We start from the raw sequence: 15,368 nt of genomic DNA on the forward strand, positions 1-15,368 counted from the left end.
TTCATGGCAGATAATTTAGAACAGCAGCAATCAACACAGACCCCAGCACAAGATTTCTCTCTGGACGATTTCACAGATACAGCTTCCTATTCTATCGAAGATTTTCAGGATGTGGACGCAATTGGAGAAACGCCCCCTCCTGCCACGTCCCTAGCTTCCAACCGCAGCCGTGCCACCACTACTGCTCTACTTAATTCCAATGACCCACAGCAGCAAATGGCGACCTACCAAGCAATTAATACGGAGCTGGTGAATCAGGGGACTAGCTCCACCATGAAGCAGGTAACGGATAAGTATGTGGTAGAAGAGCAGAACGCATACCGCAGAGCCACAGCAGACTTCCTATCCAATCCCGCTGTATCAGATGAATGGAAAGCACAAGCTATCCAGAGCATTAACAGTAAAGATAACCCGCTGTACAACCCACGCGCGTTATTGGCAACCAAAGAGGCCTCCCAGCCTGTTCAAGGGGAGACAGAGGAATCAGCTAATTTACGTGGAGTATGGGCGGCAGGCGTTGGTGATGTCCTTCAGTATCAGCGTGAACAGCAGAAGCAATTTAACGCGATGCAACAGAAGGATAACGAAAGCGCTCTCCCTGATGCTGTAGGATTTGCCGAAGATCTTCTCCCTCTGGTATCTGGCGCTAAAACTGCTGGACAGGTTACAGCTTTAGGGGGTACAGGTGCTGAGGCATTAAAGGCTTTCTTCCTCCCCGGCTCTGGTAAAGAGAAGATTGTATCCACCTTTAATAATCTCCCTCTGGCAGAACGTCAGGCCGCAATGGAAAGTATTGCAGCAGCGTTAAATAAAGACGGCAAGACAATCCTCCTCCCTGACAGCATTGACCAAGAGAATTATGAAGCATTCCAGCAGATTGTTTCTAATGGCTCTTATACCATTTCAGATAAGTATTTAGATAACATCTTTGGCCTGCTGGATATTACAGGCATTGGTAGTGCAATCAGCAAAGGGTTTAAGGCAGCGGGTAGAGCAGCTAAGGTGGCGGAGGGTGTTGAAGAAGCAGCAGCGGCTACAGATTTAGCCCGTAGCTGGCAGCGTCGCTTTATTGCCTCAGATGTGCAGCCTACCGCCCCAGCTCAGGTTGTTAAAGATGCTAACCCGTCCAAGGCTCGACAGCTCCACGCTATGACTGATGCTGATGAATCTGGAGAGTTGGCCTCTAACCTTTATGGCACCTCACGAGAGGAAGCATTAGCCCATGACCTAGCCCCTCAGCCTTCAGCGGTGACAGGCGGAGTTAAGAGCAAAGTTAGCCGTCCTGAAATTACCAGTGACATGGCTACAATGGCTGACCCTGATATGCTGGATATTGCCGTTAACACAGCGGCTCCTCATATCTCCCAGCGCGAGAAACGGGCATTAGCCGCTAACGTTACTAACGACTTCCTTAACGCTACAGGAATGCATTCCCGCAAGGAAATGACAAGCGTTGCTGAGAGCGTGGACGGTGGCTTGAATGTTTCCGCTGTATATGGTCCCTCAGATAGTGGGTGGGCTAACGTACAGGATGCATTTAATCAGGCTCAATATGCTCTAGCTAAATATGGCGTAGACGAGAAAGACATTACCATCCTTGTGCGTAGCGGTGATGACTATGTTCCTGTAGGACGTGAGGCACAGGACGCTCTCCTGAAAGGAAATAACACGCAGATTAAAGGTGATTACCTTCTGCAAGTTAAGCAGCGCTATGAATATAATGGCAATGATTTACGAGATGAGCAGTTTGAGAAATTCGGGGTAGGTAATATTCTGAATGTCTTTAACCGCTTTGAATTTGCTAATGGTAAAACTGGACAAGGTTCCCTCACATCTTCGGTGATTGACCCCGCGTCTATGTTCTCTCCTGAATTCCTGAAAGGGGCAGTATTAGCAGATATTAAAGCTGACAGCGTAAGCCAGAAGCTATTAGACGCTTCCAAACCATTTATTCAGGCTATGAAGCGTATCCCAGCAGAGCGCCATTTCGCAATGGAACAACGTATTAAAGCGGCTAACCTGAAGGGGCAAGCTCTGACAGAGGCGGGATTACGCGCTGATGGTTTTAATACAGAGGAAATTGCTGGTCTGCTTTCCTTCCGCAATACACAGGACACTCTCTGGAGTCTCACCAATGCCGATATGGTTAAGAGTTATAAAAACCGTGGCTATGGGAAGCTGACACATAAAGAGAGCGGCTTTGATGTGGTGGCTAAGCCCCTCCCACGTAACCAAGTGGCGGGGGATATTAAAGCTTATGACCCTGTAACGGATGAGGTAAGAACTTTATCTAAGCAGGAAATCACAGAAATGTATTCACGTAATGCTTCTGTGGCTGAAACTGCTGATGTCATGAATATTGATGGTATGCCTATTCAATATGTAATTAACCACAACGCACCTAATTCTGGTTACATCCGTGCATTAAGTGCAGGTGAGCCAGTGCTGTCTTACCGTCATGGCTATTACGCGGTACGATACAAAGACCCGCATTTCATTGAGCGTAAACTTGTTGATGAGAACGGCGCACCTCTCAAAGACAGTAACGGTAATGAAATCTGGAAGACTGTAGCAACTGCCCCAGATATCCCTTCTGCGCAAAAGGCTATCGGGCGTTATACAGCTACCAATGGGGGAGAATATCGTTTCCGTAATAACCTGAAAGGCGAGGAATACGAGAAAGCTAATACGCAGCTTCATACAGCTAGCGGCCTAAGCTCTCAGCGTATCCGTGGTAAGCGTCTGGAAGACTCCCTTGGAAGCAACTTTGAGACAGATGCCGTACACATTGAGTCTCCGGGTGAATCCATGCTTAACAGCATTAACGCTGTTAGTAGCCGTATTTCTTATCGGGATTGGTTGGAAACCTCCAAGCGTCGCCTCATTGCCACTTATTCAGATGTTCTCCCTAAAAAGGATGGACGCATTCAATACCCATCAAACGTATCTGAGATTAAAGGAACGTCTAAAGATGCAGCTGATGCAAGGGCTACATTTGAATATATTCGAGCAATGGAAAATGGCTACACTAATTTGATTGATGATGGTTATAAAGCTGTTGTTAATAACGTCGCTGAAATGTTAGGTGAGAAGGGCTTTGGTAAGCTGGAGCAGATTGCTCGCAAAGGTTCAGAAGCTACTCCGTCTAATATTCCTAAACGCGTTTCGTTTAACCTGATGATTGCCCTTGCCCCTCTCCGTCAATTAGTGTTGCAAAGCTCTCAGAATATTCTGTTAGCTACCCGGTTCCCGTCATACGCTCCGCGCTTGATTGGGGATAATGTCCTCCTCATCACTCATCATCTATCTGCCGGACGTGATCTTCCAGAAGCTGTTTACAAAACCTTTGGACGCAGCAAAGAAGAATGGAAAGCAATGATGAAAGCTCTTGATGAGAGCGGGCTTACGAAAGGCATTAGCAAGCATGACCTTGCGAAAGGCTTAGTTGATTCCACCGCAGATTCATCTATCCGCTCTATGAAAGCGGTAAGAGACAGCAAGCTAAAGAAAGCATTAAAAGCCCCCGTCACAGCGGGACGTGCTATTACTGCTGGCTCGCGTAAGATTGGTTTTGATGCAGGTGAATACATGGTTCAAGCTGGTTCCTTTATGGCTCATTATACTGACGCCACTAAGGGAGGCAAAGCGCTTACCAAAGCAGAGCTGGACAATGTAACTCACTTAGCCCGTAACTTTACAGGTAACTTTGGGCGTAGCGGCAACCTCGCTATGAACCAGAATACCCTTTCAGTGGTTACGCAATACTTACAGGTGCCAATCAAGCTGGCGCAGCTCTTCCTGTTTAATAAGGCCATCCCGCTTAAGAATCGGGTAGGTATGGGCGTGAGTGCTTCCGTGTTGTTTGGCTTTGGCACTGAGGATGTTTACAACCTGTTTGGGGACGATTTACCGTCTGACCCATTCGCGCGTGAACTCGTCACCAAAGGCCTCTTGAGTGCGGCAGCAAATGGATTTATCCGTGGTGTTTCTGGTGATTCAAGCCGTATTGACTTTGGGGCACTTAACCCGTTTAACGCGTATGGTGCTGTGGAGTTTGTACAGAAAGCAATGAACAATGGCCTAGTGTCATTGGTAACGGAGTCTCCTTCTGGCTCCCTCCTGTTTGGTTCCAACCCACGCATTACTAACCTTCTGCGTACAGTTGGACAATTAACGGGTGTAATGCCAGCTGGGGAAAACATGGAGCCTAAGCTGTGGGGGCAAGTGTGGAAGGATGTAGCTAACCTTTCCTCAGGCGCTTCTAATGGCCTTAAGGCTAAATTAGCTCTGGAGTATAGGAAACAATATTCCGCTACAGGGGCTAACGTTGCTGATGAAATATCCACACCAGAAGCATTAGCTATTGCCTTTGGTCTTCCTGTGCAGGATGGTCAAGTGAATTGGGCTATTACTGAAAAACTCGTTGAGAAATACCAGACGCGTAAAGAGGATATTCAAGAGCTGTTTAACCAAACCTCACGAATACTCGTAGCGGAAGGTACACGCGCAGACGAGTTTGATTATATGGCTCAAATGTCACAAACGGCTATGTCTGTTTATAAGGATGACCCACAAGCGCGTGAGATGTGGATGGACATGCTTAAGAAGAAAATGGACGATGGGGATTCACGTTTAATTGACCGTATCATGAAAGCCGCTGGATGGGATAAGCCAGAGGAGATACAGAAGATGTTAGATGATGTCCCTAACCTCTCTCCAGAGGAACGCCAGAATTATAAAGCATGGGCAAAACACCTCGCTGGTGATAAAGCAGAATAAGAATAATAAAAGGACAGGGAAGTCCTACAACGAGGATATTATAAATGGCTTTATTCAACGCTCCGAAAGCCCCACCTGCTAAGGCTGTCCCTAAGAAATACAGACTTGGTAAGCAGTACGAAGAGGAAAACACCTTTAGAACGCGTGGAGGATATTGCCTCTTTGCTTATAAAGGACTGGTGATTGAAAAGATTAAGAACATGTATACAGTAGTCCGCCAGATAAAGATTAAAGGATTCCCAGAGGAAAGCTTAAAGCAGCTCTCCGGCTCCTACAATTCTGGTGAGATAATGAAAGGGGTTATTGATTTAGCTCTGCTCTCTGTGGATAAAGAACGTCATGACGCAGTGAGAGAAAAGTATCGTAACTGGAAATGTCCCCATTGCAATTCACAAGGGCTTTATGATTCCTCCCATGTATATATCGTCTACCGCTATACAGCTAATGAATGGAAGGAAGAAATTAAGACGGATACAGGTTTCCGTAGAATTCCTTGCTTGTACTGTGGTCATGATACATTAACACAGGATGTAGAGTACGTTGGTGATGAGGTGATGCGTTAATGATTATGTTCTTCCTCTCAGCGTCACCAATAATTGCTCCCGCTAGTTTCTTTCTCGGAAGCCTCCTATATAAACACTCACTAACAAATAACAACCAAGAGAAAAATTATAATATGAAATATGAATTAGTTCGCATCCCTGAGAATGCTGATAACGAAACAACCCTTTCTATTCTAGATGTAAACAAAACTATTCTGGATGCTGCCTTGATGGTGGCTATTGCAGGGGGTGATAAGGCTGAGGTTGATTCCATTTGTGACTTGATGGGCAACTTAGCTTATGCCGCCGAGTTAGTTAAATGCTCTGACGAAGGGCGTTTATTTTACACAGAATCTAAATACTCCCATTAATAGAAAGGAAGGTAATTATTATGGCTAATGGTTTATTTGATACTAGCGGCGATAGCATCGCTCAATACAATTCACAGCCTCAGCAGGCTACAGCTCCAGCCCCCTCTACAGCAACCACTATTGCCTCCTCTGGCGTGGCTCAGAGCCTTGGTACGTTGTTAGGTGGATTCGCTCAGGGTGCAGCGGCAGCTAAGAAAGAGGCAGCTCAGAAGCTACAGGACAACGTTCTCTCTGATTATGCCCGTAAGGTGGCATCCCTGAATGCAGCGGTAGAACAAGGAAGCATGAAACAATCAGCAGCACAGCGTCAACAGCGTGCGCTTTACAGCTCCATTGTTGCTAACAACCCAGCTCTTACAGAGAAGCTTACAGACTTCACCAAAAGCCTTGCAGGTACAGCAGGGATTGGCGACACGCTAGCAGAAGGTACAGCAGTAGACCAGCAAATCGTAGCAGATACCAAAGCAGCTACGGCAGATGGTTTTATTACGCAAGGTATGTCTCAGGAAGAACAGGAGAAGGGACTTAACCTTTATCAGCAGCGTCAGCAGCAACTTGCGGAAATGAATTTCTACTCTAAGCAATTAGGAATTCAGCAGCAGAAGTTAAGTATGCAAGCGTCACAGGAATCTATTGCAGCCTCGCGTGTTAGCCGTGCTAACGCAGCAGCAGACTTGCAGATTAAGAAGAATAAGATGTATGCGCAGCAGTCTCTGGCAGACTTTGGGAATAACGCATTCCAGCACACTCAGACGCAGCTTAATGACATTCAGAAGCGTTTAGAAGCTGGTCAGATTGATAATGCTCAAGCTCTTGCTGAGAGTAATTCCCTTAAAGATAAGCTGATGGGACAGATGCAAGGAATCCGGGGTGCTACAGGTGGAGACTTTGCCGATAGCATTGCTAAACCAATTTTTGATTCTATTGACGCACGTAATAAGTTTCTCTCTGGACAAATTACCGCTGATACTCTTAAGACTCAGTTAGACGGTTTAGAAGCTAAATCTGCATTGCCGTATATGTCAGACCCATTAATGGCAAACATCATTACTCAGAGCAAATTTATGCAGGGTATTAATGACCCATCTATTATTGGTCAATACGGTAAAGCTATGGAGCAATTCTTAAAGCGTAATGGCGATAAGAACCGCACCCCAGCTAACCCCCTGGACGATGACCCCGAGACTAAAGCAGATACCAAAAACTACACAGGTACGCTGAAAGATGTAACTAATAACCTAGCCGCTAAGAACCCCTCCATTAATGACCCTAAAGGGACTATGGCAGATTTAGAAACTCATGTTAACCAACTCTTACGCGGTGTAGGTAGCTTCTCTGGTGCTCATAGCAACCCTAAAGATTATAATGAAGTGGTTGACTATATGGCAGACCCCGCTTTCCTAACTTACCAGAAGATGGGCGGCAAGATTGACCAGAGCAATCTAGAGAGTGTTAAGAACGTTGTATCCGTAAACTATCTAGAGAAGCTTGTCCCAGCCGTACAGAAGGAATGGGAACAGGGTAAAGCTATTGTTGGTTTCCCTCAGCAAGTTAAAAACTATGGCATGGTTCAAATGCCTGTAGAGAACAGCAAGCCAGCAGGTGATACTCTTGTTTATATCTGGAGCGGGAACACTATTGAATTCCGTCCGGCTAAGGGTTATGAGAATAACGCTGGTGTTCGTGCTAAGGCGGGGGAATTACAGCGCAAGCTTGCCCCTGTTATTAACAAAAGCGTTATGATGCGCGCGCATTTAGATGGTAGCAACGATTACACCAAATATTTCAAGATGAGTGAAGCTGAGATGTTTGGTGTTAAAGAGTCTCCTGTAGATGGTAGTGCAGTTAATGGCAGATAAGCTTACGCATAAAGATCTTACTAATATCTTTATATCTCATAACGTGCCTAGGGATGGGCACTTGTACAAATATGCTTTACGCTTACAGGGGAAGGGAACACTGGACGCTAATAATCAATTGGAGCTTACCTATATGGGCTTTAGTTCTAAATCGGCGTTTATCAATTACACTAACAAATTAATACAGTCTGAGCTAATCCTTCCTACTTATGATGAAGATGGAAATCTTATGTCTGTGCAATTCCTTTTAAGGACAAATAATTAATGAGCATTAAACTTTCTGCAATAGGTAACATGGCAAATCAATCTTCAATGATTGGGGCAATAAACACCAACTTTGAAAAGATTGAGTCAACAGTTAACTCTCTTTTAGCTGAACGCTCCACGTTACACTATCCATTAGATTGCAACGGGCAAGCGCTAATGAATGCCGTAATACCTTATGGCGCACAAATCGCTGATATGCCTGTATCCACTTTAATCTCCACCATACGATTATTAACTCAACGCATTGAAGCGTTGGAGGCAAAAATTATAAGGATGTAAAACTATGCGCCTCACTATAGAAGCTGTAGCTATTTCTATCTCCTTTATCGTTTCTATAACTGGTTATATATATCATCACTATTTCAAAGCCAGAAAGAAACGCAGAGAGAAGAGCAGGCAGGATTTTATAGATAAACTCCGTAATAAATATAATGAGAAAGAATAACTAGAAAGTCTTATCACGCCCTCATATACTCAACTGTGTATGGGGGCTTTTTTGTATCTATCGCATAGCTGTCCTCATACTAGCTATGTAATAATCAAGCTTGGACACGTCAGAATTTTTGCTAGATAAATTTGAGGGGCATTATGCATAGAAGTCACCCCCGGTATACCCCCCTTATTACCCCTCCAGCAGACCTCTCCCAATTTTATCTACCCCCTCCTCTCCGTCATGAGAACCCTTTAATAGATCAACTCACTCCTCTTCTGTCAATATATTTATTTTAGCATCACCTGAGTACACCCTAGTGATACCATGCTATTATCTATACATAGATTAAAGGGGGATGTATGGCTATTGTAGGTTATGTGCGTGTATCAACGCAGGAACAGAATATAGAGCGTCAGCTTGTAGCCCTTGAAGGCTGTGACCGTGTCTACACCGATAGGCTCTCAGGTAAAGATACAGAGCGTCCTGCATTACGTCAGATGATGGATGACGTAGTGGCTGGGGATGTTGTACGCATTAAGAGTGTAGACAGGCTAGCGCGTAATACAAAAGATCTTCTCACTCTGTTAGATAATCTGCTGGAGAAGGATGTGTCTGTATTCTTCATTGATACCAACATGACGTTTAGTAATAACCCTGTTAGTAAATTTATGATTACTATGCTTGGGGCTGTAGGTGAGCTTGAGAGGGGCTTTATCAATCAGCGTCAAGCTGAGGGGATAGCTCTAGCTAAGGATAAAGGGGTGTATAAAGGGAGGCCGGGGGATGGTTCCACCACTAGGGATGTACAGCGCTATAAGGCTGAGGGAATGACACAGCAAGCCGTGAGTGAGATATTAGGGCTAGGTATAGCAACAGTTAAAAGACATTGGAACAGGGTTATTTAATTTCGGAAGTAGTAGTTAAGTGCTTTAGTCTAAACAGGCGAATGATATGAGTGAGAGCTTTGTTCGGAGGGGAAGAGCCGTGAGGTGATTCCTCCTTCGTGCGTCATGCAGCTCTGCTGCGTTTCTTTTGACGTTGATGATAGCATTAATTGTTAGTCAGGATGAAAAATGCATAACACCCCTTTCCCCTCATTACCTCCATATTTCACTAGTGTTTCCTCTCATTTATACCATTCAGCATGCATTATATTTACCCTGTTATTTAGCATGTTATAGATGCCTACGGCGAGAGAGTTGCACGGAGTGCGTCTATCAGGGCTATATATACTAGCGATGCTACGACAGGAGCGAGCGACGTAGATAAGATATAGCTGTTCTATGAGTGGTTAATCAGACGCAAGCAAGCTTGCATGGCTCCGTGACGGATGTCACTTCTTTTTGGAGCCAGTAAGTAGGCAAACTATGGAGATGAGGAAAATGTACAGCAGACGCATTAACATGCGAGACATTATTAGCCTCGCATTATAATAACTAATCACTCATTTTAGAAATAAGATAATTACTGAACGCGCTACAGATAACCAACATATAACGAGCCTCTTCTAAAGAGGGCTCCTCACTATCATCCATTAACGCGTGACGTATTCCACCTTGATCACTTGTATATCCATATAGTTGCTGAAAGGCTCGTTTCATCGCTGGATGAATATGACCTTTATCCTCAATGGTTTTAAGACAATCCCCAAGCGTTCCTTTATCATTACCAGAGATCTTCTTGCAAAGAGATTCAACCGCTGAGATTGATTCTTTAATAGAGTTTCTAAAGTCAGGCTGCTCTCTATCAGTAAGTAGATGTAACGCCCTATCAAAATGAGCACGTGACGAATCAGTACCGTTATCAATAGAACTTTGTACACTATTAACTTCAACTTCATTCGAAATAGGCGTTACAACATCATCAATAATTGTATAACCAACATTTTTCTTTTTGAAAACTTTATTAATCATTGAGGCTGCATCAAATGACAACCCAGTCCTTCCAATTATAAACTCAACTAAATCATAAACACGATACCAATGATCTTGGAGTATGATTGTTTTAATATGAGTTAGTAAAGATATAGCATTGGGATAATCCTTCGAGTAACTTGGTTCTTTATCAGCAGCTCGGTTAAGATATTCTCTCCAAACAGCTCTGGCGCAACGGAGCGCAGGTATAAATTTATCCTCATTACCAAAGAATCCTGTATATAGGCAGTTCCATATAGCCACCCTGGAATCCTGATTTAGATCATTAGTCTGGATAATATCTTCAACTACTACATGTCCATATCTTTGAGAGAACGGTCTAGACATCGCTTATGTGCCTTATCGCTGTGTTAGTTATGAAGCGTTTAACGCCAGTCAAGTCCATCAATGATATGGCATACAACGGACAGAGGGAAGGTGTGGAGATATCGTCTTGTTATCCCCGTACCAGTTTTCTCATGGCCTATAACCTGTTGAAGGTGAGTAATGTCATTCATCCAACCGGAGGCCGCAGTGACAACGCTATGCCTGAAGCTGTGAACAATACGCCGTTGATTTTGGATATCCCTGTATGGGATGTGTAAAGCGTCCCTAACATCAGACAACACCTTACCAATCTTAGCCATGTTACTTCCTGCCACTTCTGGAAACAGCTTATCAGCTTCCCCCGCAACAAATTCTAAGAACCCCAAATCAATTAGATGCTGATGCAAAGGAACCTGTCTCACTGCGTTATCTGTCTTCCCTTCTTTGATTAGAAGATAGTGACGATTGCTATCATCATCAAAGCACACTTGGGATGTGGTGAGGGTGGCTAGCTCTCCCCTTCTGGCTCCAGTGTATGCTAGCAATAAGATAATCCATTTAAGCCAATCCTGTTTAGCCTCTTCGATTGCATACCTAACCAAAGATTTCATTTCGCTATTGGTGTAAGCCCCATATCTAGCAGACGATGGAGGGGCTGTTACGCCGTCAGTAGGAGATACTGAAAGAACGCCTTTATCCTCAGTGAGATATGTTTTGAACAATGATTTATAGATTTTAAGATGCTTATGGATTGCCTCAGTTCCTAGCAAATGCTCCTCGGGGATGTCATCACAGGATAAGAGTTGCTCTATTGTCATTGAGCGGTATGGCTGAACAACACGTTTGGGGAGGCCAGTGACAGCTTCCATAACATGTTTGATGTCTTGCCTTGTGATACTTTTTACGTCCCTCTCTGCGCCTAATACAGTTAACATCGCCTCCATGTAACGCTCATTAGCGGAATGAATTGCCGCAGTCCAAGATTTTCCCTTGTCCTTAACGTACCGCCCCCAAGCCTCCCCTAAAGTGAGTACGCTTCTATCCACGGTAATTACATCCACATTATTGATTGGTGCGGTGATGGTGGGCTTTGTATACAAATCAGTTGAAACTCTTGCAGCCCTATAGAGCATTCTGGTTTGGGTGAGTTCTTCAATCTGGCTAGATAGCTTTTCCGGGGGACATACCCCCGCTTTCACATTAAGCACGAAAGGCATTAAAGCTATCATCAATGTATTGGCTTCCCTATGGCTATCCGTACCAAGGGAACGTCTAAACATTTTGCCGTCTGGCAAACAGAATTGGACGTAGTAAATGGAATCGCGGAGGAAGGTGTAACGAATGCGTTTAGTAATCAAAATTAACACAGCCTCTGTCTCAGTGATGAAAAGCAAGTAGACAGAAGAACGTTTAACCAATTGAAATATCTAAATAATTAACGCCCTACGCTGGCATTATCCAGATCAGGTAATACGGGTATTTCTCAGCCTTCACGTGGAAGGGCACCCCGAGTCATGTAGTGTGAATCACGTATTTTTTTCAGCTTAGGGGAAGTGACCTGGCGATGCAACCCCGCCATGGGACTGTCGCGCTAATCTGCCGTTCATTCACATTTTGACTCTCGCGCTTAAACGGGACACTGTTGGTATTTATTCGCTTCTAAAGCGGGAAAAAATGGACGGTGTGCTGAAAGCGAAGCGGTAGGGCTGAGAATAGAACCTTTAAGGCGTATTGATGGCACGATTTGTCACACTCTTTTTTGGGCATTTACAGTCCATCAATAATTCGCGTAACGTTTTGTTTTTAATTGTCATAAAGGACAATTTCTTGCGCTGTAAAGTTAATATTTCCTCCCCCGTGTGCCTCGTCACAAAACAGTAAACAAATTAACCATTGAGCCCCGTGGCAAAAGGCTCTATATTGGCGGCGTTTTTTTCAGGCCCCATCTGTTTTTTAACTTTTTATTCAATCGTGGCTCATAACGAAGCGGCGGTTGTAGGAGTGATATGATGACGGATAAAGTCCGTATTGACACCGTAGATGCCCACAAAAGCAACGAAACCTATCTGGCCCGTCAGGCCGAGTTTGAATCTAACGTCAGGAGTTATCCGCGCAAGCTGCCTTTAGCGATCACTAAAGCAGAAGGCGTGTGGATCACCGATGCAGACAATAAAGAATACCTTGACTGTTTAGCAGGTGCAGGGACCCTTGCGCTTGGCCACAACCATCCTGATGTGCTGAAAAGCATCCAAAATGTCATTACCAGCGGCTTGCCGTTACATACCCTGGATCTGACAACGCCTCTGAAAGACGCGTTTTCTGAATACCTGCTCTCTCTGCTGCCTGGTCAGGGCAAAGAGTACTGCCTGCAGTTCACCGGCCCATCCGGCGCTGACGCCGTTGAAGCGGCGCTGAAGCTGGCGAAAAAAGTGACCGGCCGTAGCGGTATCATCAGCTTCTCTGGTGGTTACCACGGTATGACCCACGGCGCACTGTCCGTGACCGGCAACCTGTCTCCGAAAGAAGCGGTTGACGGTATGATGCCAGAAGTGCAGTTCATGCCTTATCCGCACGAATACCGCTGCCCGCTGGGTATCGGTGGCGAAGCGGGCGTGAAGGCGCTGACTTACTACTTCGATAACCTGATCAACGACGTTGAAAGCGGCGTACGTAAACCTGCTGCGGTCATTCTGGAAGCGGTCCAGGGCGAAGGCGGCGTGAACCCGGCTCCGGCTGAGTGGCTGCAGCGCATCCGTAAAGTGACTCAGGAACACGGCATTCTGCTGATCCTCGACGAAGTTCAGGCTGGCTTTGCGCGTACCGGTAAATTCTTCGCCTTCGAACACGCGGGCATCGAGCCAGACATCATCGTGATGTCTAAAGCCGTCGGTGGCGGTCTGCCGCTCGCCGTGCTCGGTATCAAGAAGCAGTTCGACGCATGGGCGCCAGGTCACCACACCGGTACCTTCCGCGGCAACCAGCTGGCGATGGCAACCGGTCTGACGACGCTGAAAATCCTGAAAGATCAGAACATCGCGGGCAAAGTGGCTGCGCAGGGCGAGTGGCTTAAGGGCCAGCTGAAAGAGATGGCGAAACGCTATCCTGTGATTGGCCACGTTCGCGGTCTGGGCATGATGATCGGTATTGAGATCGTCAAGCCACATGAAGCCGCTGACCACATGGGCTGCTTCCCGGGCGACGGCGAGCTGTCTGCGCTGATCCAGAAGAAGTGCTTCGAAAATGGTCTGATTCTGGAACGTGGTGGCCGTAACGGTATCGTACTGCGCCTGCTGCCTTCACTGCTGATCAGCGACGATGAGCTGAAAGTGTTCCTGGATAAATTCGAGCAGGCGCTGCTTGCTGCGGGCGTTCGCCCGGCGTAACCGGAGTTATTGATTACGATGTCTGATTCAAACCCAATTTTGTTCTCCTCTGCGCAGAGCATTGACGCTTACCAGCAGGCGATTGAACAAAGCACTCAGGCTGTGATGCAGTGGCTGAAGCAGCCTGAGATGTACCAGGGCAAAACGGTCGCGGAACTGCGCGACCGTATTAAGCTGGATTTCAACCCGAAAGGGCTGGGTAACGAAGCGGCGATTGAACGCGCCGTGGAGTTCTTCCTGAAAGACAGCTTGTCCGTTCATCACCCGCAGTGTGTGGCGCACCTGCACTGCCCAAGCCTGGTGGTAAGCCAGGCGGCGGAAGTGCTGATCAACGCCACCAACCAGAGTATGGACTCCTGGGATCAAAGCCCGTCCGCAACCATTATCGAGATCAAACTGATCGAGTGGCTGCGTACCCGCGTGGGTTATCAGGCCGGCGACGCAGGTGTCTTCACCAGCGGTGGTACTCAGAGCAACCTGATGGGCCTGATGCTGGCTCGCGATGCGTTCTTTGCGCGCCAGGGTCACTCCGTTCAGCAGGATGGCCTGGTGGGCGATCTGCGTAAAATTCGCGTGCTGTGCTCCGAAAACGCGCACTTCTCCGTGCAGAAAAACATGGCGCTGATGGGTCTGGGCTACCAGTCCGTGGTGCAGGTGAAAACGGACGAATTCTCCCGTATGGATCTGTCCGATCTGGCGGCGAAAATTGAACAGTGCAATGCGAACGGTGAACAGATTCTGGCGATCGTCGCGACGGCAGGTACCACCGATGCGGGTGCTATCGATCCGCTGCGTGCGATTGCAGAACTGGCCGCGAAGCAGAACATCTGGGTACACGTAGATGCGGCCTGGGGCGGCGCGCTGCTGATGTCCGAGCAGTATCGTCAATACCTGGACGGCATTGAGCTGGTGGATTCCGTCACCCTGGACTTCCACAAACAGTTCTTCCAGACCATCAGCTGCGGCGCGTTCCTGCTGAAAGAAGCGCGCCACTATGAGCTGATGCGCTATCAGGCGGCGTACCTGAACTCTGAGTTTGACGAAGAAGCGGGCGTGCCTAACCTGGTGTCTAAATCTCTGCAGACCACCCGTCGTTTTGACGCGCTGAAGCTGTGGATGAGCCTGGAAGCACTGGGGCAAGAGCAATACGCGGCGATCATCGATCACGGCGTAACGCTGGCGCAGCAGGTTGCAGCCTACGTGAAAGAGCAGCCTGCTCTGGAACTGGTTATGCAGCCGCAGCTGGCAAGCGTGCTGTTCCGCTTCCGTGGCCAGGTGCAGATGGACGATGCGGGTATCGCCCTGCTGAACCAGAAAATTGGTGATGCCCTGCTGGAATCCGGCCGTGCGAACGTCGGCGTGACCGAGCATAACGGCGTGACCTGCCTGAAGCTGACGCTGCTGAACCCAACCGTGACGCTGGAAGATATTAAAATCCTGCTGTCTCTGGTTGAGCGCACCGCGCAGGAAGTTCTGGCGAAGTAATCCAACACC

The 15,368-nt window shown here is 46.8% G+C and carries 10 protein-coding genes and 1 riboswitch; of the genes, 8 read left to right on the forward strand and 2 right to left on the reverse strand.

Annotation, left to right across the window (positions count from 1 at the left end):
- Window positions 1-3 precede the first annotated feature (3 nt).
- From ACJBF3_RS00765 to ACJBF3_RS00790, 6 genes are all read left to right on the forward strand, one after another.
- Window positions 4-4,779, forward strand: coding sequence for a hypothetical protein (locus ACJBF3_RS00765; RefSeq protein WP_063924103.1), 4,776 nt, complete (start codon window positions 4-6; stop codon window positions 4,777-4,779).
- A gap of 44 nt (window positions 4,780-4,823) precedes the next feature.
- On the forward strand, window positions 4,824-5,342 hold the full coding sequence (locus ACJBF3_RS00770) for a hypothetical protein (protein WP_047723536.1): 519 nt from the start codon (window positions 4,824-4,826) through the stop codon (window positions 5,340-5,342).
- Window positions 5,342-5,692 (forward strand): hypothetical protein, encoded by a 351-nt coding sequence (locus ACJBF3_RS00775; RefSeq protein WP_047723534.1) that lies wholly within the window; start codon window positions 5,342-5,344, stop codon window positions 5,690-5,692. The genes ACJBF3_RS00770 and ACJBF3_RS00775 overlap by 1 nt, the downstream gene beginning before the upstream one ends.
- A gap of 20 nt (window positions 5,693-5,712) precedes the next feature.
- Window positions 5,713-7,551: a hypothetical protein gene (locus ACJBF3_RS00780; RefSeq protein WP_047723533.1), complete on the forward strand. Its 1,839-nt coding sequence runs from the start codon at window positions 5,713-5,715 to the stop codon at window positions 7,549-7,551.
- 264 nt (window positions 7,552-7,815) lie between these two features.
- A complete protein-coding gene (locus ACJBF3_RS00785) occupies window positions 7,816-8,097 on the forward strand; it encodes a hypothetical protein (protein WP_047723529.1) in 282 nt (93 codons plus the stop codon).
- Between the two features lie 513 nt (window positions 8,098-8,610).
- Window positions 8,611-9,156: a recombinase family protein gene (locus ACJBF3_RS00790; protein WP_047723527.1), complete on the forward strand. Its 546-nt coding sequence runs from the start codon at window positions 8,611-8,613 to the stop codon at window positions 9,154-9,156.
- Between the two features lie 531 nt (window positions 9,157-9,687).
- On the opposite strand, the gene ACJBF3_RS00795 is transcribed toward ACJBF3_RS00790, so the two are convergent.
- Both ACJBF3_RS00795 and ACJBF3_RS00800 read right to left on the reverse strand, forming a co-directional pair.
- The gene (locus ACJBF3_RS00795; RefSeq protein ID WP_072058182.1) at window positions 9,688-10,512 is read right to left on the reverse strand and encodes an AbiJ-NTD4 domain-containing protein; all 825 of its coding nucleotides are present in this window, start codon (window positions 10,510-10,512) and stop codon (window positions 9,688-9,690) included.
- Between the two features lie 38 nt (window positions 10,513-10,550).
- On the reverse strand, window positions 10,551-11,849 hold the full coding sequence (locus ACJBF3_RS00800) for a tyrosine-type recombinase/integrase (RefSeq protein ID WP_047723550.1): 1,299 nt from the start codon (window positions 11,847-11,849) through the stop codon (window positions 10,551-10,553).
- Window positions 11,850-11,915: 66 nt separating this feature from the next.
- A riboswitch (TPP riboswitch) is annotated at window positions 11,916-12,011 on the reverse strand.
- A 486-nt stretch (window positions 12,012-12,497) separates the two neighbouring features.
- Here ACJBF3_RS00800 and ACJBF3_RS00805 point away from each other — a divergent pair.
- Together ACJBF3_RS00805 and ACJBF3_RS00810 are read left to right on the forward strand one after the other, a co-directional pair.
- Window positions 12,498-13,874, forward strand: a complete 1,377-nt coding sequence (locus tag ACJBF3_RS00805) for a diaminobutyrate--2-oxoglutarate transaminase (protein ID WP_045328071.1) — start codon at window positions 12,498-12,500, stop codon at window positions 13,872-13,874.
- Window positions 13,875-13,892: 18 nt separating this feature from the next.
- The gene (locus tag ACJBF3_RS00810) at window positions 13,893-15,359 is read left to right on the forward strand and encodes an aspartate aminotransferase family protein (RefSeq protein ID WP_045328070.1); all 1,467 of its coding nucleotides are present in this window, start codon (window positions 13,893-13,895) and stop codon (window positions 15,357-15,359) included.
- The last annotated feature ends 9 nt before the right edge of the window (window positions 15,360-15,368 follow it).

This window comes from Enterobacter sp. PP-008-ECC_S150 (genome assembly GCF_045257065.1).
GTDB lineage: Bacteria > Pseudomonadota > Gammaproteobacteria > Enterobacterales > Enterobacteriaceae > Enterobacter > Enterobacter chengduensis.

Bases quoted from the DNA above. Each gene is read 5' to 3' on its own strand.
- ACJBF3_RS00770 (WP_047723536.1), top strand. From the start codon at position 4,824: ATGGCTTTATTCAACGCTCCGAAAGCCCCACCTGCTAAGGCTGTCCCT.
- ACJBF3_RS00790 (WP_047723527.1), top strand. From the start codon at position 8,611: ATGGCTATTGTAGGTTATGTGCGTGTATCAACGCAGGAACAGAATATA.
- ACJBF3_RS00775 (WP_047723534.1), top strand. From the start codon at position 5,342: ATGATTATGTTCTTCCTCTCAGCGTCACCAATAATTGCTCCCGCTAGT.
- ACJBF3_RS00765 (WP_063924103.1), top strand. From the start codon at position 4: ATGGCAGATAATTTAGAACAGCAGCAATCAACACAGACCCCAGCACAA.
- ACJBF3_RS00780 (WP_047723533.1), top strand. From the start codon at position 5,713: ATGGCTAATGGTTTATTTGATACTAGCGGCGATAGCATCGCTCAATAC.
- ACJBF3_RS00810 (WP_045328070.1), top strand. From the start codon at position 13,893: ATGTCTGATTCAAACCCAATTTTGTTCTCCTCTGCGCAGAGCATTGAC.
- ACJBF3_RS00795 (WP_072058182.1), bottom strand. From the start codon at position 10,512: ATGTCTAGACCGTTCTCTCAAAGATATGGACATGTAGTAGTTGAAGAT.
- ACJBF3_RS00785 (WP_047723529.1), top strand. From the start codon at position 7,816: ATGAGCATTAAACTTTCTGCAATAGGTAACATGGCAAATCAATCTTCA.
- ACJBF3_RS00805 (WP_045328071.1), top strand. From the start codon at position 12,498: ATGATGACGGATAAAGTCCGTATTGACACCGTAGATGCCCACAAAAGC.